At 49.6% G+C, this 19,037-nt stretch carries 21 protein-coding genes and 1 tRNA gene; 13 read left to right on the top strand and 9 right to left on the bottom strand.

Features of this window, described 5'->3' with window-relative positions; translation table 11 throughout:
* Positions 1-8 precede the first annotated feature (8 nt).
* Both yjbM and HII30_RS06120 read left to right on the top strand, forming a co-directional pair.
* The gene (gene yjbM / locus HII30_RS06125) at positions 9-827 is read left to right on the top strand and encodes a GTP diphosphokinase (protein WP_169504149.1); all 819 of its coding nucleotides are present in this window, start codon (positions 9-11) and stop codon (positions 825-827) included.
* The gene (locus tag HII30_RS06120; RefSeq protein WP_169504148.1) at positions 817-1,281 is read left to right on the top strand and encodes a DUF309 domain-containing protein; all 465 of its coding nucleotides are present in this window, start codon (positions 817-819) and stop codon (positions 1,279-1,281) included. Before yjbM ends, HII30_RS06120 begins: the two co-directional genes overlap by 11 nt.
* Positions 1,282-1,736: 455 nt before the next feature.
* Here the strand turns inward: HII30_RS06120 and HII30_RS06115 are convergent, their stop codons facing one another.
* Positions 1,737-2,183, bottom strand: a complete 447-nt coding sequence (locus HII30_RS06115; protein WP_169504147.1) for a PCYCGC motif-containing (lipo)protein — start codon at positions 2,181-2,183, stop codon at positions 1,737-1,739.
* A complete protein-coding gene (locus HII30_RS06110) occupies positions 2,180-2,707 on the bottom strand; it encodes a thioredoxin family protein (protein ID WP_169504146.1) in 528 nt (175 codons plus the stop codon). Before HII30_RS06110 ends, HII30_RS06115 begins: the two co-directional genes overlap by 4 nt.
* 164 nt (positions 2,708-2,871) lie before the next feature.
* On the opposite strand from HII30_RS06110, the gene HII30_RS06105 reads away from it, so the two are divergent.
* From HII30_RS06105 to HII30_RS06095, 3 genes are read left to right on the top strand one after another with little or no spacing between them, the layout of a single operon-like run.
* Complete coding sequence (locus HII30_RS06105; protein ID WP_169504145.1) at positions 2,872-4,449, top strand: RsmB/NOP family class I SAM-dependent RNA methyltransferase; 1,578 nt, start codon at positions 2,872-2,874, stop codon at positions 4,447-4,449.
* Positions 4,446-5,225, top strand: a complete 780-nt coding sequence (locus HII30_RS06100) for a pseudouridine synthase (protein WP_169504144.1) — start codon at positions 4,446-4,448, stop codon at positions 5,223-5,225. Before HII30_RS06105 ends, HII30_RS06100 begins: the two co-directional genes overlap by 4 nt.
* 26 nt (positions 5,226-5,251) lie before the next feature.
* Complete coding sequence (locus HII30_RS06095) at positions 5,252-6,052, top strand: Cof-type HAD-IIB family hydrolase (RefSeq protein ID WP_169504143.1); 801 nt, start codon at positions 5,252-5,254, stop codon at positions 6,050-6,052.
* A 116-nt stretch (positions 6,053-6,168) separates the two neighbouring features.
* Here HII30_RS06095 and HII30_RS06090 read toward each other — a convergent pair whose 3' ends face one another.
* Entirely contained in the window at positions 6,169-7,323 is a 1,155-nt protein-coding gene (locus tag HII30_RS06090) for a GGDEF domain-containing protein (RefSeq protein ID WP_246246153.1), read from the bottom strand.
* A gap of 110 nt (positions 7,324-7,433) precedes the next feature.
* Between HII30_RS06090 and HII30_RS06085 the strand changes: the two genes are divergently transcribed.
* Complete coding sequence (locus tag HII30_RS06085) at positions 7,434-8,570, top strand: glycosyltransferase family 4 protein (protein WP_169504142.1); 1,137 nt, start codon at positions 7,434-7,436, stop codon at positions 8,568-8,570.
* A 55-nt stretch (positions 8,571-8,625) separates the two neighbouring features.
* On the opposite strand, the gene HII30_RS06080 is transcribed toward HII30_RS06085, so the two are convergent.
* Entirely contained in the window at positions 8,626-9,672 is a 1,047-nt protein-coding gene (locus HII30_RS06080) for a YkvI family membrane protein (RefSeq protein WP_169504141.1), read from the bottom strand.
* Positions 9,673-9,843: 171 nt separating this feature from the next.
* Between HII30_RS06080 and HII30_RS06075 the strand changes: the two genes are divergently transcribed.
* The 4 genes from HII30_RS06075 (at position 9,844) to HII30_RS06060 (ending at position 11,590) form a co-directional block, all read left to right on the top strand.
* Entirely contained in the window at positions 9,844-10,416 is a 573-nt protein-coding gene (locus tag HII30_RS06075; RefSeq protein ID WP_169504140.1) for a xanthine phosphoribosyltransferase, read from the top strand.
* Positions 10,417-10,528: 112 nt separating this feature from the next.
* Complete coding sequence (locus HII30_RS06070; protein WP_169504139.1) at positions 10,529-10,858, top strand: hypothetical protein; 330 nt, start codon at positions 10,529-10,531, stop codon at positions 10,856-10,858.
* A 114-nt stretch (positions 10,859-10,972) separates the two neighbouring features.
* Positions 10,973-11,191, top strand: coding sequence for a hypothetical protein (locus tag HII30_RS06065; protein ID WP_169504138.1), 219 nt, complete (start codon positions 10,973-10,975; stop codon positions 11,189-11,191).
* Between the two features lie 69 nt (positions 11,192-11,260).
* The gene (locus HII30_RS06060) at positions 11,261-11,590 is read left to right on the top strand and encodes a carboxymuconolactone decarboxylase family protein (protein ID WP_169504137.1); all 330 of its coding nucleotides are present in this window, start codon (positions 11,261-11,263) and stop codon (positions 11,588-11,590) included.
* Between the two features lie 124 nt (positions 11,591-11,714).
* On the opposite strand, the gene HII30_RS06055 is transcribed toward HII30_RS06060, so the two are convergent.
* On the bottom strand, positions 11,715-12,176 hold the full coding sequence (locus HII30_RS06055; protein WP_246246152.1) for a YhjD family protein: 462 nt from the start codon (positions 12,174-12,176) through the stop codon (positions 11,715-11,717).
* 145 nt (positions 12,177-12,321) lie between these two features.
* Here HII30_RS06055 and HII30_RS06050 point away from each other — a divergent pair.
* Together HII30_RS06050 and HII30_RS06045 are read left to right on the top strand one after the other, a co-directional pair.
* Positions 12,322-12,405 (top strand) — tRNA-Leu (locus HII30_RS06050).
* Between the two features lie 126 nt (positions 12,406-12,531).
* The gene (locus tag HII30_RS06045) at positions 12,532-13,347 is read left to right on the top strand and encodes a divergent polysaccharide deacetylase family protein (RefSeq protein WP_246246151.1); all 816 of its coding nucleotides are present in this window, start codon (positions 12,532-12,534) and stop codon (positions 13,345-13,347) included.
* A gap of 116 nt (positions 13,348-13,463) precedes the next feature.
* On the opposite strand, the gene HII30_RS06040 is transcribed toward HII30_RS06045, so the two are convergent.
* On the bottom strand, positions 13,464-15,647 hold the full coding sequence (locus tag HII30_RS06040; RefSeq protein WP_169504135.1) for a methyl-accepting chemotaxis protein: 2,184 nt from the start codon (positions 15,645-15,647) through the stop codon (positions 13,464-13,466).
* Positions 15,648-15,817: 170 nt separating this feature from the next.
* Entirely contained in the window at positions 15,818-16,552 is a 735-nt protein-coding gene (locus tag HII30_RS06035) for an N-acetylmuramoyl-L-alanine amidase family protein (RefSeq protein WP_169504134.1), read from the bottom strand.
* 150 nt (positions 16,553-16,702) lie between these two features.
* On the opposite strand from HII30_RS06035, the gene HII30_RS06030 reads away from it, so the two are divergent.
* Positions 16,703-16,906 (top strand): YqzE family protein, encoded by a 204-nt coding sequence (locus HII30_RS06030; RefSeq protein WP_169504133.1) that lies wholly within the window; start codon positions 16,703-16,705, stop codon positions 16,904-16,906.
* A gap of 11 nt (positions 16,907-16,917) precedes the next feature.
* On the opposite strand, the gene HII30_RS06025 is transcribed toward HII30_RS06030, so the two are convergent.
* Positions 16,918-17,937, bottom strand: a complete 1,020-nt coding sequence (locus HII30_RS06025) for a hypothetical protein (RefSeq protein ID WP_169504132.1) — start codon at positions 17,935-17,937, stop codon at positions 16,918-16,920.
* A gap of 134 nt (positions 17,938-18,071) precedes the next feature.
* On the bottom strand, positions 18,072-19,037 hold the full coding sequence (locus HII30_RS06020; protein WP_169504131.1) for a YqhG family protein: 966 nt from the start codon (positions 19,035-19,037) through the stop codon (positions 18,072-18,074).

Genomic DNA, 19,037 nt, shown 5'->3' with positions numbered 1-19,037 from the left:
GCAAGGCGATGGACGGCAGAGACTGGGGAACTTTTTTGCTACCCTATGAACAAACGGTAGAAGAATTAAAAGTTAAATTCAAGACGATGCGTTCTGAGTTGAAGAAACGGGAAGAGTACGCGCCTATCGAATTTGTGACAGGGCGGATCAAGAAAATTTCAAGCATTCTGGATAAGGCCAAACGGCTGCAGGTTCCGATGGATCAGCTGGAATCCGGCATTGAAGATATTGCAGGCATTCGCATTATGTGCCAGTTCGTCGAAGATATCCGGCGCGTTGCTGTTTATATCCGGGCCCGGAAAGATCTTAAAGTGTTATTCGAGAAGGATTATATTACCAACTACAAAGAGAGCGGGTACCGCAGCTTTCATATGATCGTGGAATATCCGGTGCAGACGGCGCTTGGACAAAAAATCGTGCTGGCCGAGATTCAAATCCGGACCCTTGCCATGAATTTTTGGGCGACGATTGAGCATTCACTCAGCTATAAATACCGGGAAAGTCTGCCGGAAGAAATTCGTCTGCGCTTGAAGAAGGCTGCTGAAGCGGCGAATACACTGGACAATGAAATGTCCAGCATCCGCGAAGAAATTCTGATTGCGCAAAAGCAGTTTGAGGATAACTCGAACATAACGTCCCAGCTGCTCAAAGCCATCCACCAGCTGTATTTCTATCATCTGATCAATGAGGCGATGGAGTATCAGGAACGGTTTAACCGGATCTGGCAGGATCCGCAGCAAGATGTGGAAGCGATCAAGGATCTGCTGATCGAGGTGAAAGGCCTGCTGGCAGTTGCCAAGCAGCGAGTAGAAGAACATGACTTATGAGCCGCTGTACGTCGCATATCTGGTGTATTTTAACCGCGACAAGGACTATTTCGAGTGTCATGAGGTGTTGGAGGAATTGTGGCTCGCTAAGGACAAGGACACCCGCTATAAGGGGATGCTTCAAGTCGCTGTAGGGCTGTATCATTACCGCAACGGAAACATCCGCGGAGCCTACAAGATGATGAACGCTGCGCGGGACCGGCTCGCTGGATGTCAAAGTCATGAGCTTGGGATCGAGATGGATGAGCTGCGTGGTCATATTGATGACTATGTGCACAGGCTGGAGAAGTATGAGGAATATCCGGTTGTGTATGAAGATTTTACGATTGAGATCACAGATCCCGTGCTGCAGAATTTAGTCGACCAGGCAGCCCCCGGGATCACGCCGAACATTCCACAAAGACGGGGTCCGCAGCGTTCTGCCAAGCACGAGCTGAAGCATGCGAGGCATTAGCTGGCTGAGCGCAGGCGTTTTAAAAGTTTAGGGTTGGTTCTCACTAAAGATGGCTGGCGTACACGTGATAGAGAGGCTTGTTGAAACAAGCGGCCACGGCCGGCCTTACTTTGTAAGGCCGGCTCTTTTATTTTGCCACAAAAAAAGGCCAACCAGAACATTCTGGCTGACCTGTTATATAGGATGAATTAAAGGAAACCTTTCTATAGCGGAGGTGACAAGTGATTCTGGAGAAGCGGAGCGTCCGCCTTTGCCTCCAAAATGCTACCATAGACTATAGTTCCAGGCATTTTGGAGGCAACAGCGGTCGTAAGAACACTTGCCATCGCAGCGACCAGGGAGGGGAACTTTTATCTCCAGTCAATATAATTCAGTCTTACTTTCTAAATAGTACGTCTTTAACATGCGCGTTGCGACTGAATACTCGGCAGCAGAGCGCCCCGCTTTACCGAAGACTATGAAGCAGAACCCTGATACTTGTTGTCGATATACGTTTTGATCTCTTCGATGGATTTGCCTTCATCGTTCAGGCGTTTGGCATCCTGAAGCTCGGACAGGCAGATGCCGCATTGGGCTCCATGATCGGTCCACTTCACGCCATCCTCCGATTTTTCGGCAATAAAGCAGCGATAGAGGGAATCATGCAGACTGTCTTCATCCATACATCCGCAGTAGCACTTCAGTTCCTTCAGTACTGCCTCAAGTTCACCCACGTAGGCGTATGTCGCTTGGGTATTATCCGTGTATACAGATAGCAATTCAGGCATCACTTTGTAGGAAGCGGTCGTCTCATAGGTCTCGGTATCAGGTCCGTGAGCATGGGAAGAGCCTGAATCCTTTCCACATCCGGAGAGGAGAACCATGGCGATCATGCCGGAAGCGGCGAATGCGCGTGCCTTCATGATTCCTTCACACTCCCTTTATACTTCTCAAAGAAAGCCTTAAAATCTTCTTTGGAATGACCCTCGGACAAATTTTCTGTAGCCATGCCGCCAACCAGCCGTTCCTTCTCCTTGCCGTTCTCGAAATAGACAAGCGTCGGCGTATACTCAATATTGTACTGTCTCAAACCCTGCTGGTATTCCTGCAGATTGTATTGGTGCAGGTTTACGCCGGCATCCTTGGCAAGAGGCATCAACTCAGGAGTCGTCGCTTTGCAGTGCGGACAGGTCGATGAGAAGAAATAGACAAAATAGTTGTCTTGATTGGTTTCTTTTGCATCGAGCTCATCAGGCAGTATAATCTGCTGGTAGTTGGGATCATCCAGTTGGGCTTTCGTCGCCGGATTCATATCAGCAATTTTCTTGCCCCCATACAGCTCACTTTCTTCGCCTTGCGTGTTCAGGAAAATCAGCAGACCGATCAGAACGATCAGGATTCCTCCGAACGCATACAAGCCGGCATAACTCTTTTTCTTGCGGTTCAAATGGCTCACCCCCGTTAAAAATAGACATGATCATAAGGGCATGTCCCCTTGGAACGTATTTTATTATACAATATTAAAAGTAACTGCGGTACAGAATCATGTCATATGTAAACTCTGACAATTTGATGAACGAAGTAAAAACCTAAGAACAGGCAGGTACAACGATGGCTCATTCACTACCGGTCTCTTTTGAGGCCAAAATGAAATCCTTGCTGGGGGATGACTACGAAAGCTTTCGTCAATCCTATCATCATTCTCCGCAGGCGGGTATTCGTGTGAATACACTCAAGATCTCCGCAGCGTCCTTCAAGGAACAGTCTCCATTTGCTCTTCGGCCGATCCCTTGGTGCGAAACCGGGTTCTACCTTGAAGAGGGGACGCGGCCAGGGCTGCATCCTTACTATCATGCGGGTCTTTATTATATACAAGAGCCGAGCGCTATGGCTCCGGTTGAGCTTTTGGGCGTGGAGCCCGGGGACCGGGTACTGGATCTGTGTGCTGCACCAGGCGGTAAATCGACTCAGATTGCAGCCAAGCTGGCGGGGTCAGGCCATCTGGTCACCAACGATATTCACCCTGACCGCACAAAAGCCCTTGCCAAAAATATAGAGCTATACGGGGTCCGCAATGCGGTTGTGCTAAATGAGTCACCGGAGCGAATCGCGGGGGCATTCCCGGGCTATTTCAATAAAATTCTGATCGATGCACCCTGCTCCGGTGAAGGGATGTTCCGTAAAGACGAAGATATGCTGAAACATTGGAAAGAAGATTCACCGCTTCAGTATGCCGGCATGCAGCGGGACATTCTGGCTTCAGCAGCGTTGATGTTAGAGCCTGGCGGCACGATAGTCTACTCCACCTGTACATTCTCTCCGGAAGAGAATGAAGGAATGATTGCGGTTTTTCTGAAAGAGCATGAGGATTTTACAATGGTTTCAGAAAAAGATGCGGCATCACCCTGGTTTTCCCGGGGGGAGAGTGCTTGGCTGTTGCAGCACGGTCTGCCAGAAGCGGGGTTAGATCCGGTGCAGGATGACGCTTACATTGCCGCTGCCGCTGAATCACGGCGTATATGGCCGCATCGGGTAGAGGGGGAGGGACATTTTATGGCCGTCCTGCGGAAAAAAGAAATCCCTGGCGGATCGCAGCGAGATGATAGCAATGCGATTGAGCGGCATTTGAAGGAGCAGGTGAAACCTAAAAAGGACCGGCGCGGAAAAAAGGGCGTGAGCCGTGTCCAATCAAGGGATGAACGTAACCCTCGCGGAAAACAGAGTGACATCGACGGTGCTGCGCTGCTTCAGGACTTTATCGAGCAATACCTTCATCTGGATCTCGGCGGCGATCATGTCATCATGCACGGGCAGCATCTCTATCGGTCACCTGTTCCGGAGGAACGGTTGAAAGGGCTGAAAATTGTGCGAGCAGGCTGGTACTTGGGTCAGGTCAAGAACGGCCGTTTCGTCCCGAGTCACCCTCTGGCAGCAGCACTGCACCCGCAGGAAGCGTCTCAGGTGGTCAACCTGTCATCAAGCAATGGCGAAGCGGTTCGTTATCTGAAGGGTGAGACACTGGAGATCGGCCATGATCGGGTGAAGCGTGGTGCCGGGAGCGAAGTCGTACAGCAGCCCAAGGGATATGTGCTTGTGTGCATCGACGGTTATGCTGCTGGCTGGGGCAAATGGCAGTCTGGTATGCTCAAAAATGAATATCCTGCAGCCTGGAGGTGGACATCCGTATGAGTGCCAAAGGTAAAGGCGGCAAAACAGGAAAAACAACACAAAGACTGGACAAAATCCTGTCCAACATGGGATACGGTTCACGCGCGGAACTGAAAAAGATGGTTAAACAAGGAAACATCACCGTTAACGGAGCGGCTGTTAAAGATTCCGGCCTGCAGGTGGATCCTCATCAGGACGTGCTGGAGGTAGAGGGCGAACGGGTCGTATACAAGGAATTTATTTACCTGATGCTCCATAAGCCGCCTGGCGTTGTGTCCGCTACAGAAGATCTTCGTGACAAGACGGTTATTGATATACTGGATGAAAAGGATAAAATTTTCGATCCCTTTCCTGTCGGAAGGCTGGACAAGGACACCGAGGGACTGCTGCTGCTGACGAACGATGGCAAGCTGGCTCATGAGCTGTTATCTCCGCGAAAGCATGTTCCTAAGACCTATGAAGCGAATGTTCGCGGACTCGTCAATGAAGAGGATGCAGCAGCATTTTCACAAGGCGTTACCCTGGATGACGGTTATGTGACACTGCCGGCGGAGCTGAACATATTATCGGTGGAAGAAACGGAAGATGGATTCTTATCCCGGATTTCCCTGACGATCCATGAGGGTAAATTTCACCAGGTGAAGCGCATGTTTGAAGCGGTGGGCAAAGTCGTCGTATATTTAAAAAGAGTCACAATGGGCGGTCTGGCCCTGGATCCCTCACTGCCCATAGGAAGCTACAGAGAGCTTACTGAGGAAGAACTGCAGCTGCTTTACAAATCAACACCTCAAAAATAAAGAACAAAACAAGGATGGGATAAGAGATGCCGTACAAGTTAGTAGCTTTGGATGTCGACGGAACGCTGTTGAATGATGATCATGTGATGACAGAGCAGAATATGCAGACCGTCATGGAGGCAGCCAGACAGGGAATTGAAATTGTACTGTGTACGGGGCGCGGGCCGCAGAACACGATTCCATTTTTGGAGAAAATGGGTCTGGGCGGCTATGTGATCAGCCATAATGGTGCTGCTACCGTTGAGGTGGAAACCGGCAATATTGTGCATCAGTTTGCTATGGATCATATGGCGCTGACGCCATTTATGGAATACTGCCGGGAGAAAGGCGTCCATTTTGATATTAACACCGCATTCGGGATGTATGTAGATAGTGTAGATGCACTTGCAGGTCCGATTCGCTATATGTATGAAAAATTTCTGATGCTTCCATCCAATCTTCCTGCCTGGGAGGAACTGGAGGGACCGGTCGTGAAATTTACAGCATTCGGTGAATCTCATGATCTTGACGAGGTATTCCGGGAATGGAGTCAATGGACGCCGGTGTATAACATGCTGCGGAGCGGTGAATTTTTTATCGATCTCATGCATGAAGAAGCTTCGAAAGGCAATGCGCTGAAACAGCTCGCTGCCCGAAGAGGATATAAGCCGGAAGAAATTCTGGCGATCGGCAACTACTATAATGACATTACCATGCTGACCTTTGCGGGACTTGGCATCGCGATGGATAATTCACCCGTAGAGGTCAAGGCGGCTGCCAATGAAATAACCTTGTCCAACAACGAAGATGGCGTTCATGCCGCACTCATGAAGTACTGTTTGAAATAACTGCTGGTTCATATAGACTTAAAGCCTCTGTCATTCACAGCTTGCTGCTGATGAACGGGGGCTTTTTGGTGTGGGTGCTGCAGCAAATGAGAATATCCGATGCATCAGAAATATTCTTATCCAGAGGTCTCCCTTTTAGATGCTGGACGGCTGCCCATAAGCCTGTAATCGGTGACTCGGTTTTTGCCGGATGTCTTGGAATGGTACATCGCTTGATCGGCTTGTTTCATCAACCCGTCACCGGTAACGCCTCTGCGAAGGGAACTGTGGCCGACACTGACGGTAACGATGGTTTCCTGCTCAATCCTTTTGCGAATGTTCTCCGCCACCTGAGACACTCTGCCCCCTCTGCTGACGACCAGAGCAACCAGCTCCTCGCCGCCATATCTGCCTGCCAATCCGAGACCCGCGAGTTCCTCCTCCAGAATATTGGCCGTCTGTTTCAATACTTCGTCCGCCCTGGCATGGCCCTGGGTATCGTTCAGCTTCTTGAAGTTATCGATATCACAGAATATAGCGGATACCTTGACTCCCTGTGACACATACCGGTTCAAATGCTTCATAAAATAACGCCGGTTATACAGACCTGTGAGCCCGTCCGTTATTGATGAGCGGTAAATAAACTGCATTTGTTCCATGATTCGCTGAAAAAGAATGAAAAAGATGAGGCTGTACAAACACAAGGGGAGCACAGAAACCCATTGTGTCAGGCTCAACGTCTCAGGATTGGCATCGAGATAGGTATAAACATTATGAACCGCAGCCCAAACCGCATATGCTGATAATCCTGCAGTGTAGGTCACGCGATGCCCGATATAAGGAGCAATGCGTGTGAATGAGATTAGAATAAGGACCCATTCCATGGCATCCAGATACAGAACCGACCACGAGGATACTACGCTGCCCGGCACAACAGACGGCAGTCCAAGCAGGATGCCGGCAACAAGGATGAGTATGTAATGCATTCTTCGCATCCGCCGATAAAGCAGGAATACCGCAGCATTCAGCAGCACGAATGAAAACAGCTGGATGGGCCGGTAAACATCCTGGCTGTGCAGGAGCAGTGATTGTGAGAACAACGGATGGATGTTCAGCCCTTCATATGTCATAATGAGAGAGAAAGCAGCCGCCATGAGCACATATGCTTTCTTACGCTGTCTGGTGTACATAAGCAGACAAATGACCAGCATCATCAGCGATACATAGGCACTGCAAACGGCCGCAAGGCCGGACACCGGAACTTTATTCCACAGGGTTAAGATATCAGGCAATACGATGCACTCCTGACAGGGATATTTTTCCTGAAACAAATGATTAATCCCAATATATCATACCCTCATGTTGTCTAAAAGAGAGATTTGCAGAAAGGGGAGCCTGCTCCATGAGACTGTTACAAGCTTTGTTCTTCCCTCCTGAACAGCCGGGAGGCGTTTCTTCCATGATTCCATACCTGCAGGAGAGGTTTCATTCTGCGAGATGGGAAATGGATATGTTCTGGCTGCCTAAACGAATCCGCGACAAAGGACAGGAAGAACCTGTATTTCACACATTTGACTGGCATGAATATGCTCACAGTCCGATCGTACAGAAATATGTTCAAACCTATGTGGATTACATATGGTGGATCCGTTTAAGAATTCAGAAACCGTATGATCTCATTCATGCTCATCATCCGATCGCCGGCATGGCGATGAAAGCTGTCTTTCCACAAACTCCGCTTGTTCAGACTGTGCATTCCAGTTATGAGAGGGAGCTGATTCTGAACGGCCGGATTCAGGAAGGCGGACCTGAACATAGGTTTTTGTCTTCACTTTACAGAGAGCTGGAATATGTCAGTGAACAGCTGCTGACCGTGTCGCAGTCGTTTGCCGAATATATGTCGCCTTACATTGAACGGCCGCAGGATATCGAAATCATTCGTAACGGGTTTGATGAGAAACGTTTCAAGCCGGTTCCTCATGAAAACAAGGTGCCTCAGCTCATTACCGTCTGCCGTCTTGTTCCAGCCAAGGGGCTTGATATTCTGCTCCTGGCTTGTGCGGAATTAAAACGCAAGGGCTATGATTATGTTTTGCACATTATTGGGGACGGACCGTCGCGTGAAGAGCTTGAGAGTATGGCGAAGGAATTAGGCATCTATCAGGAAACGATCTTTTATGGGTACACGCTTCATCCTGAGGAATTTATGCCGTTTTTTGATATCTTTGTACTGCCTTCCCGTGCAGAAGCCTTTGGTTCTGTCTTTGCGGAGGCAGCGCTCAGCTGCCTGGCCCTGGTCGGAAGCGAGGTGGGTGGAATCGCGGAACAGATTGAGGATGGCGTGAACGGCCTCCTGGTGCCTTCTGAGGATCCTCAGGCATTAAGCGAGGCGCTGGAAAAGGTGATATCTGATCCTCAGTACCGGTATGAGCTTGCCCGTACGGCGTGGGATAAAGCGAAGAATCAATATTCTCTGTCGAAGTCCGTTCTTGAACTGAAGAAGCTGTATTTGAAATATGGAACACCGGCAGACAACTAATGGCCATTAAAGCTGTTTCCCCTAACCTTATCGCGGCAAGGGGGAACAGCTTTTGTTATATTTTACGAGCCAGCGACAGTCCGAATACAGACAGCCTGGTTACCCAGATCAGGCACAGAGCGCCGAACAGCGGGTAAAGAATCGAAAGCAGGGAGCTGAAACCAAACTGGCTGAAGACGTAACAGGCTGTCATAATACCAAGGGTAATGAGCCTCGGATTCATAGAGGTGCGCTGCTGCAACTGCAGCGTAATCCCGTACATATTGGCGACAAATGTGCTGAAAATTTCGAGAAAAATAAGCAGGATATAGATGATCTGTACAAGCCATCCCAGCTGACTCGCGATGCTGCCCATCGGAATTTCAAACTGGCTGATTCCCGGCATTTTGGCAGACATGGCGAAGTGGGCACACATCAGCATAAATCCGATACCGGCACCGCCTAGGATACCTCCCCACCGGACTGTGCGCTCACTTCCTGTCCGGCTTCCAAGCGGAACGAGAACGGGCATAGCCATCACAAGATTAAAAGCTGTGTAGAGCAGGGGAGCGAGCCAAACGGATGGCAGGCTGTGATCGCTGGACATCGTCCAGAAACGGTCGGCACCAGGCAGATGAATACTTTTAGAGACAATAAGTAGGGACAAGGCAAGCATCATGGGAACGACAAGGCTGTTCATGTAGAGGATGGACGTCATGCCTTTACGCAGGATCAGATAGGTTCCAATGATGGTGAGCAGCAATCCTGTCTGGTAGTGGAAATTAAGGTTTTCCATAAACACAGAGCCTGCGCCGGCCAGCATAATGCTGTTTACGCCTATCAGAATCACCAGCATGATCAGACTGATAATGCTTCCGAGCCGCTCTCCGAACAAATGCTTGTTTAGATCTTCATAGGAGGCCGCTCCGATCTGTCTGGACAGTGTCATCATTTTGGCACCGAGCAGGATAAACAGCAGCGTTGAGAGCAATATGGTGAATACCGCCAGATATCCATACTGGGTAAAAAACTGTAGAATTTCCCGTCCTGTGGCAAAGCCTGCGCCTACAATGGTACCGATATATGTAAAAGCGATTTGAAAAACATGAATCCGTTTATTCAATGATAGAACCTCCATTTCCTGTTATTCACGCTAGTGTGCATAGTACAGGGTATGCCCGTCCGGGGCCGGACATGACTGTCATGAGTTTTGCGATGTAAGACAAAGACTTGCCTGATCCTCTTGAAATGTGGTAATTTTACGACAAAGGTAAATGGCGTGGGAGGTCATGATATGGATTGGTTGAAACAGCGGGTGATGGAGGAAGCTGTCGTGGTGTCGGACCAGGTTGTCAAGCTGGACGGACTGCTGACGCATCAGGTGGATCCTTCCCTGATTATGGAGATGGGAAAAGCTTTTGCGTCCCGTTTCAGGGACAAGGGGGTTACAAGGGTAGTCACCCTGGAGTCCTCCGGGATTTCCGTAGCTTTCGCAGTGGCGCTGGAGCTTGGTGTTCCGATGGTGTTCGCCCGGCGCAAGAAGACGCTGCTGGCAGATCCGGACGCGTTGTGTGAGCGGGTTCCTTCGTTTACGAAAGGGATTGTGACAGATATTATGATGTCCCGCCAATTCATTGGTGCAGAAGACAAGGTGCTGTTTATCGACGACATTATTGCGAACGGGGATGCTGCTCGCGGGCTGATCAAGATTATTGAGCGGGCGGGTGCTGAACTGGTCGGGCTTGGTGTTGTGATTGAGAAGAGCTTCCAAGCCGGTGCGAGAACGCTGAGGGAGCAGGGGATTCAGGTTGAGCCGCTGCTGCAGATCGAGTCCCTGCATGGCGGAAAAATTACGTTTGCAGATTGAGCGAACATATGGAATTTTTGTGAAACCTGTGCCTAAAATACGAACTACGCCTTTCCTGTCACGTTTTTTTACTTTATAATATAGAGACAGGAAAGAGAGAGGAGGCAGCAACATGGGGAAAGAGCCGGTAACCGAAACTTATCTGATTGAGAAGCTGAACGGAGCAAAGGTGCATTTCGAACGTGCTTTGGACTGCAAGCATACCGAGTTTGATGACCTTTATCCCTATATGATCGAACATCCTCAGTTCTTCTGGTATAAACGATATGTAGCCTGGTCTGAACTTCTTACGATTGCTAAGATGTGCGAAGAGCTCTCCTACGACTGGAGAGAGCAGTTCACTGCACAGCAGGTGGAATATGTTGAGAAGCGGGTTATGTCATCCACTGTACTTGATTTCTGGTTTGAAAAGAATGATAGTATCGAGCCTGCCCAGCGTTAAAGTGACCGCTGGTGTGATGCGAGATATTTCTATATGACGGTAAGAGATCTGAATGGTTCTCATCATTCAGGTCTCTTTTTTGAATCATAACGAAAGCAGTGAGGAGGGTTTAACATGATCAGTGACGAGCAATTAAACGAGCTCCGCTTGTCGGGAGAACGAGTCCGTGTCGTCCGGGATGACCTGGAGAGCAATGATGTGATCGGCATAGTGGTTGCCTGGGATGCAGAGCAAGTGATCTTCCGGCGGCGCAACCGCCGAGTCGTCAAGCTCAGCCGCAGCTACAGCTACCAGCTGCAAAGCGAGCCGCGCACAAGTCCGCTGGATACCTAGCATAGTTTGTATTTACTCGGGACACTCTAATCCCTGAAGATTAGAGAAACAGTGAGGTGTTAGCAGCCGATGGAATTTCATAGTGAAAAAGTCAGCTCTTACAAAAATGAAATCCTGAACTTGAAGGAAGCCATGCCCGGGATTGCGGAATCGTATCACCAGTTTACCGGAACCTGTTTTCAGGAAGGTGAACTGGATGCCAAGACGAAGCAGCTGATTGCACTTGGTGTGGCACTGTTCGCAAATAATGAGCTGTGTACGTTTTATCATATGGAAGAAGCGCGCTCCAAAGGGGCGAGTGATGCACAGATCATGGAAGCTGTTGCGGTATCTTCCGCAGCTAGTGCCGGGCATGCTCTTTCACAGGGCTTAATGCGAATTCAGCCCAACCTTCATTAGAATCAGATACAGCAGCTGCAGCGAATAACCGTCTGACGGGCATGATAAAGGCCGGGAGTCAGACGGTTATTTGTTGTTTGTCAGACTACTGTGATCTGACTGCATTCATGTAGGAGATAGTACCTTAATGAACGGCAGGAAAGGGTGAAGCGGCGGAAGGAATCGGATCAGCTGCAGATGCACGATCGGTGAAATCATGGGTTAGACCGAGATAGGCACGCATGCGTGTCATCATTTCCTGCTGGAAAGAGGGCCATAAGATCTCGATACAACCTACGTAACCCCGGCAGGAATAATGGGCTTCGACACCATCCGGGCTGCGTGAAATTTCAAATACCTTCATCGACCGGGACTTGAATTCCTGTTTGATCTCTTTCAGAAGAACCGCTGTTTTCTTGGCTCCGCTGCCGACCAGCTCTACATATAATTCAGGCGTCTTGAAAATGCCGCTTTCCTGAATGATCCGGCAATCTCGTTCAAATACCCGGTGTATAAACCGAAGAAAAAGGTAACTTTTAATCAGAGAGCGTTCTTCAGTGGATATGCCAGAAACCGTCATCATGATCACCGCCTTGTTTATTCTCAAATGGGAACTCATGTTCTTATTTTAACCCGAACGGATGTTTTTAATCAACATTTTTTAAAAAGTGTTGACACCACTTAGTTAGCATGATAAGATATATCTTGTCGCCGCGTTAATGACTCTGGTCAAAAGGCAGACATATTAATATGCGGTCGTGGCGGAATTGGCAGACGCGCACGGTTCAGGTCCGTGTGGGCTAACCCCCGTGGAGGTTCGAGTCCTCTCGACCGCATCCTTTAAGTAAAGCTTGTGAAGTGGCTGGAAACAGTCATTCACAAGCTTTCTTTTTATTTACATAAAATCTTCTCCTGTCAGAAACAATACCTTAAAAGCCTGATTAGAAGGGGAGGGGATGGCTATGTACAAGCTTTTGCGCATGATGCTTATTCTGGGAATATTATTGATAGTATTAGGGGATGCAGGTGTTCAGGTTGCGGCAGCAGATGATCTTAACACAGGAGAGCAGTATAAACTGGCTGTGATTATTGACGATTTCGGCAACGGGCAAAAAGGGACAGACGATATGATGCAGCTTCCGGTGAGAATCACAGTTGCAGTAATGCCGTTTCTTCCTACCAGCCGGGCGGATGCCGAGAAGGCTCATGCGGCAGGCCATGATGTCATTATCCATATGCCAATGGAACCGAAGCAGGGCAGGGCGAGTTGGCTGGGTCCCGGTGTCATCAAAAGCACTATGAAGGATGCCGAGATCCGGGAGGTCATGGAAAAGGCGATCCAGGACGTGCCTTATGCGGTTGGTGTAAACAATCATATGGGCTCCAAGGTGACAGGGGATGAGCGGATTATGTCCGTCGTGCTGGATGTTTGCCGGGAGCATGGGCTCTTCTTTATCGACAGCAAAACCAATTACCATTCGGTGACGGGCAAGATTGCTGTGCAGAAAGGGCTTCCGGAAGTGAATAACCATATCTTTCTGGATGATGTTCACACTGTAAGTCATGTGAAGAAACAGCTCAGGCTGGCTGCAGACTATGCAAAAAAGAATAAATACTGCATCACGATAGGTCACGTCGGTGTCTTCGGAGAGCGAACGGCGGCCGGATTAAAGGAGAGTATCGAGGAACTGCAGCGTGAAGGCATCCGTTTCACATCCATCTCGGAATTGGTGATGGAACAGAATAACTGGAGTCCGGATGGACTGCTCGTTCACTAATGAAAAAAGCGCTGACCTGCCTCCATGGCAGCTGTCTGAAGATGAGACAGGTGCCATGGAGGAGCAGAGTCAGTGCTTTTTGATGAGCTGAAGAAATAAAGTGAATGGAAGTCTGGTCAGCGGATTCGGGATTCAGTCAGCTTGAACTGACTCACCAGCTGCTGCATAGAAGAAGCGATGGCTTCTACGCTACCGGAGGTATGACGGACACTGTGGATGTCGGAGGTCAGTGTCTGGATTTTATGCTCTACATCTTTGGAGATTCGCCGGTTCTCCTTACTGATCAGTGCAATTTTCTCCATCAGCCCCACGACTTCGTCAACGGCCTGATGCTTGCGTTGATCTTCTTCGGCCGCGGAGGACAGAAGCTCCGAAGCAGCGGCCACCAGCAGGGTTCCCTCTTGGACGACACGGGTACCGTCCTCCATGGACTGGAAGGCCTGCTCCGCATCCTGATAAATATGACGAATGATCTGGTTCACTTCGTCAGTCGATTTGGTCGTCAGTTCCGCAAGCTTACGAATTTCCGAGGCAACAACGGCAAATCCCTGGCCGTGTTCTCCGACTCGGGCTGCTTCAATGGATGCATTCAATGCCAGCAGCTGGGTTTGCGATGAAATGTTCTCAATCGCGTGCAGGACTGTGCGAATTTCCTGTACCGTTTCAACAAAAGCACGGATCGTGCGGTTGCTCTCTTCCACCCGGGATGAAATATGAGACATTTTTTCACCGATGCCATGAACCTCGCTGCGGGCGACATGAATCTGCCGATTCCCTTGAAGTTCCAGCTCTAACAAGGTTTCTCTCATTTTTTCCGTGTTTTCTTTGACCGTGTCGATGTCCTGAAGCTGCAGGCGCATGCTGCGGATCATTTCATGTACATTGCCGCTGACGCGTTCTGCAGAGGTGACTGTAACGGCGGTCATATTCATCATGGTCTGCTGACTGACAGAGACATCACTTGCGGTCCATTTGATCTGCATCATGATGCCTTCCAGTGAATCGATCATATTGTTGATCCATTTGGCCAACTCCCGTGTCTCATCCTGACCAAAAACCTTAAGGTCCAGCCGCTGCGTGAGATCGCCCCGACCTTCGGCATTCATACGAATAAAACGGCTCAGATGCGACATTTGTCCAGTGAGCGGTGTGATTTCTCTGGAGCGGACCGTATAATAGGTGATCAAGCTAGCAAGCAGACAGCAAACTCCAGACGTTATAGCCGCCATTCCAGCTGTCATGAAGACAGCAGAAGCATAGACCAGGCCGGCAGTCAGTACAGACAGCAGTATTGCGGCTATAGCATGGATTTTGAACAGTCTCCAGCCCATATTGCGGATTCGGTATACCTCTTCAAAATCTCCCTCGCACATCATCCCCCACACATCAGGACAGTGAGGCAGCTGGAATGTAACGCCTTTTCCGATGACCGGGATATGCCGGTAATCCGGATATCCGGGATAAGCGACAAACAAATTACTTCCGTTCTGTATCGTTTGAGACACGCCGGGATGAAGATGTCCTGTAGCCGGATCTGTAAACATCAGTTCCAACTCGGTATGATCTTTAACCGTAACGACGCCATAGTCAGTATGTACCCCGTCTTTCAAATTCTCGCCATGCGTAAAGGTACGGTCTTCGAAACGGCTTCGGGAAAGCGCCGTTCCGGGCAAAATGTGCCCATTCAGCACGGGCTTTGCCATAAAAATGTAATTGTCCCCGGAGTCGGGATAGATGTGTCCGGATTCGCGCTGAATGAGATCGCCAATGACATCGTTAGGCACCCGGCCGCAGAGAATGCCCTCACACCTGCCGTTCACCATCACAGTGCTCATGAACAAAAGCGTCATTTTGTCATGGAAAGAAGAGGATCTTGGTCCGATTTCGCTGGTCACGGGATCAGCAAACGGACCGTACAGGCACTTGCCTTGTGGTGAATGCATCGTATATTCTGCTGCATCGCCGAGCAAGCTTCCACGGTCATACATGGTGCCGATGTGCTTGTCATATGTGGATTGCATCACCTGGAAAGCATCGTCAAGCATAAATATTTCCGTAAAATCGGAAGCACGTTCATACACGGCGGTAAACAGTTCATCCTTCTGGCCTGAACCCTCTGCGATTCGCTCGGTCAAAGAATCCAAGTGCCTCCAGTATTCTGCTGTCCAGGACAGCAGAAGATCTTTACGTGTCTCTGCAATCCCCTCAAAGATCTCTCCCACATCGCTTTGCATTTGATGATTTAAGCGCCAAGACTTCCATAGTGGTAAACCCTCTTTAAACCCCAGCCCTTGAAACATGGTGACTCCCCCTGATCCCAACATATGGTTTTTCATTTTATGTTAGTAATACTACCATATTTTTTTGAAAATAGAAGCAGGGAAGTGAAAATTATGGGAGAAAACCTCAGAATTCATGTTATATTTTATGACATAATATTTAAAATTGTTAAATTAAATGAGTGAGTGTTCTAAAGTTGAAGGGCGCTTATATAGTCGATGATGCCTCCCGCAAGTGCTTCAGCCACCGCAACCTGACCATTTCGGCTCGTCAGCAGCTGACGGTCGTTACCATTGCTCAAAAACCCGGTCTCTACAATAACAGCAGGGACTTCTGTACGCCTCAGCAGATAGTAGGGTTTACCCACTGATGGACGCTCATGCTTACTGTACAGCTGGTTTAAGCGGTTCTGAATAAAGCCTGCCAGCAGTGAGCTTCTGCCTTCTGCCTGATGTAGAACCAGACCTCCTCGTTTGGAGGGATTGCTGCCCCAGTTCACATGTACACTGACCACCATCGCTGTTGGAATTTCATTGCTGAGTTGTTTCCGATGGGATAAATCACGCTGATGTCTGGAACGGCTGGAATGCCACCGGTTATCATCACTGAGTGCATAATCCTGATCACGGTTCAGAACGGCTGGAATGCCTTCGCTGCGCAGCAGCATATAAAGTCTGCGTGAAATGGCGAGGTTGATGTCTTTCTCAAGAATATTCCCGAAAAAAGTGCCTCCGTCAATGCCGCCATGTCCTGCATCAATCAGAATGACTTTCTCGGTAAAAGGATGCTGGCGCAATGGCTGTTCTTGCTGAAGTTGTGCTGGCGTGGCATGTAACTGAGCGGCAGAGGCAGATGCTGGCTGCCAGGGAATAACTAAGAAGAGCGTGAAGACTGCGAATGGCAGTATGAATTTTGGCTGTAACATGATCGCTGTGAACCCTCCGTTTTCTGTCTTTGTTGTTTTAGAATGTACTTAAACTGCGAAATTCATCCGGTAAGGTCTAGAAAACCGGTGATCGGTACATCCTGAAAACAGGAGAAGTATGTATAACATTGTGAATCAGGAGGTATGGTTATGGCCAGCAGCGATGAACTGATCAAATATATAACACAGCGAGTGGTACGTTATATCGACACACCGAAGGAGATCCGGAAATCCAAGCCGAAACGCGAGACCTGGAGCACAAGATGGTTTGGAATGATACCATTTTCCATGTCCTTATGGAAAGAAGAACTCGTAACGAAAACGCAAACAAGAATCACGAAAAAACGCCGCTGATCCAGGATGGATCATGGACTGGGCAGAAAGCGGCCTTTGCCAATGAGTGTGTCAGCCGGGAGATAACGCTGTAATTCCGTACCATGATGTGAGGCTATGAGATACAGAATAGATCCTTGGGGACTGGACCACTCCTGCCAGCCAGTCAGAGACAGGGGGGCGGCATATTCAGCATTTCGCTTTCCCGCCGTGAAGATCACTGCAGTTTTGCTGCCAGCCCGCAGTTGAGTTTTGAATGCTGCGGGCTGCGTGATATGTAAAGGCTGTGCAGTTATCCACAGCATATTGCGGTATGGATCTAAATCCCCGAGCGTGGAGATGACCGGAGAGGACTGGCTTACATTCATTACATGCTGTGCCTTGAATGAAGTTATGTGGGGTGCTTTTACGGATGGATTAGTACGTTCTGTTAACTCCTCACCGGACACAGCGTGGATATATCGCGCAGGTTTGTCTTTAACATTCACCTTCCAGCGGGGAAGTGCCGGATCATATAAGGCTTCAATGGTGGTTCCTGGTGTGAAGCGTAAGATAGCGTCGCTGTCCTTGGGACTGCCGGGAAGAAGGAGTCCTGCTGCGGCAAGAGAGGACTCCAGCGTATTCATGCTGTAAGGCAGGTCGGTTCCAATGCCGTATTCAGACAGAACTAGACCGCCCGAATTATCCGAGGAAATGATCAGATAACCGAGCGGAATATGATCCGTATTCAGCATCACGAGCCAGCTGCGGGTTCCCGGGCCCAGAGGCACATATTCTACACCGGCATCTTCCCAATTCGTGAAGGGTGGATGCTGTGAGAGTTCGGAAATGGATTGGCGCGCAAATACATCGACAGCTGGAGGGACAGAAGAAGGTATTGCATGTGAAGAAAGTTTTGTATAGGCAGTGCGGTCAGCAGGCAGGTTTATCTTGTCTGCTGTTTGAGCTGCAGCGATGCCCGGGTGACTGCAGAGAAGGAGCAGTGATAACAGCAGCAGGGCAGCTCGTGCCCTGCGGGGTGTTATTTTGACAGGAGAAGGATGGAAGTTCAATAGTTATACCGCCTTTCGTTTGCTGTAAGCTTACCCTTATATCGTATCGGACAAGCTTTGAAAAGACTGCTGTACCCTGTCGCCTTCACCATAGAGATTGAAGGTCTGTTTTTGGCTGCTTTTGGGGACCGGCGTCATGACAGCCCGCTGCCGGACGAATAAAGGTGAAACAAGCCGCTGGTGAGTGCAGACAATGTGATTTTCGGCTCATACTGCCATACCATTTCACTGCGGCGGTTTTGGTACTGTTCCTGGATCGCACTTTTCTTCTCCTCGTCAGGCTCCTGAAGCAGGTCTTCATAGTAGCTGTCGATGATGGCGAGCTCCTCCGCGAGCCGGATCCGGGCCTGGTTTGCCCAGGTGTAGTCGAGTCCGCTCAGCTGCTGGATCAGATGATTCTCCAGCATCGACGCCGCCTCTGACAACGTCAGAACAGCAGGGCGGGTATGAACATATTCCGGCAGGCGCGGGCTTAATTTGCGATCCTGGAGCTGTTTGTCGAATCCGGAAAGTATCGTTTTTCTGGAGAGGGATATTGCCAAGAAATGCAGCTCCTCACGCTTCAAGTCACAGCTGAACTCCACCTTGAAGCAGACGCCCAGCCACTGGTCCAGGGCGGCCGAACGGGTTTTGGGCCTTGCTTCTGCATCCGGTTCCTCAAATAGATAGAGGCATCGGCCTTCTTCCCGAGAAGCATCCCAAATTTGAGCCAGCCGGCGGCTGCCATAGATGATGTCCTCCCGCTGAACCCGTCCCGGTCCAAGCACCGGAAGCAGCGGAGCACTCCCATAATAACGAGAAAGGACAGGGTCCTGTCCCGGCGGTGGTGCTGTGCCTGAGCGGGTATCGGGCGTCGTCTGCCGCTGCAGCAGCTCTTCATAAGCAGGCGGATCGAAGACGAAATTGAATGACAGTGTCTCGGCGGGTGCCCCGGTACGTTCAACAAACCCCCAGTAATAGGGGCGGTTGGTGAGCATTTTGTCCGCCTGTGGAGATAGCTTCACGGTCAGATGATGCGGAGACTTTTCCATGATCTGGCATTCGGTGGCCTCCAGGTAAGATAGTACATGCTGGTGGATTTCCTGCGGTGTCAAGCTCAT

This window comes from Paenibacillus lemnae, from assembly GCF_012933385.1.
GTDB classification, from domain to species: domain Bacteria; phylum Bacillota; class Bacilli; order Paenibacillales; family Paenibacillaceae; genus Paenibacillus_AQ; species Paenibacillus_AQ lemnae.
Note: the sequence above shows the minus strand (reverse complement) of the source record. Positions and strands in the feature narration are given on the sequence as shown.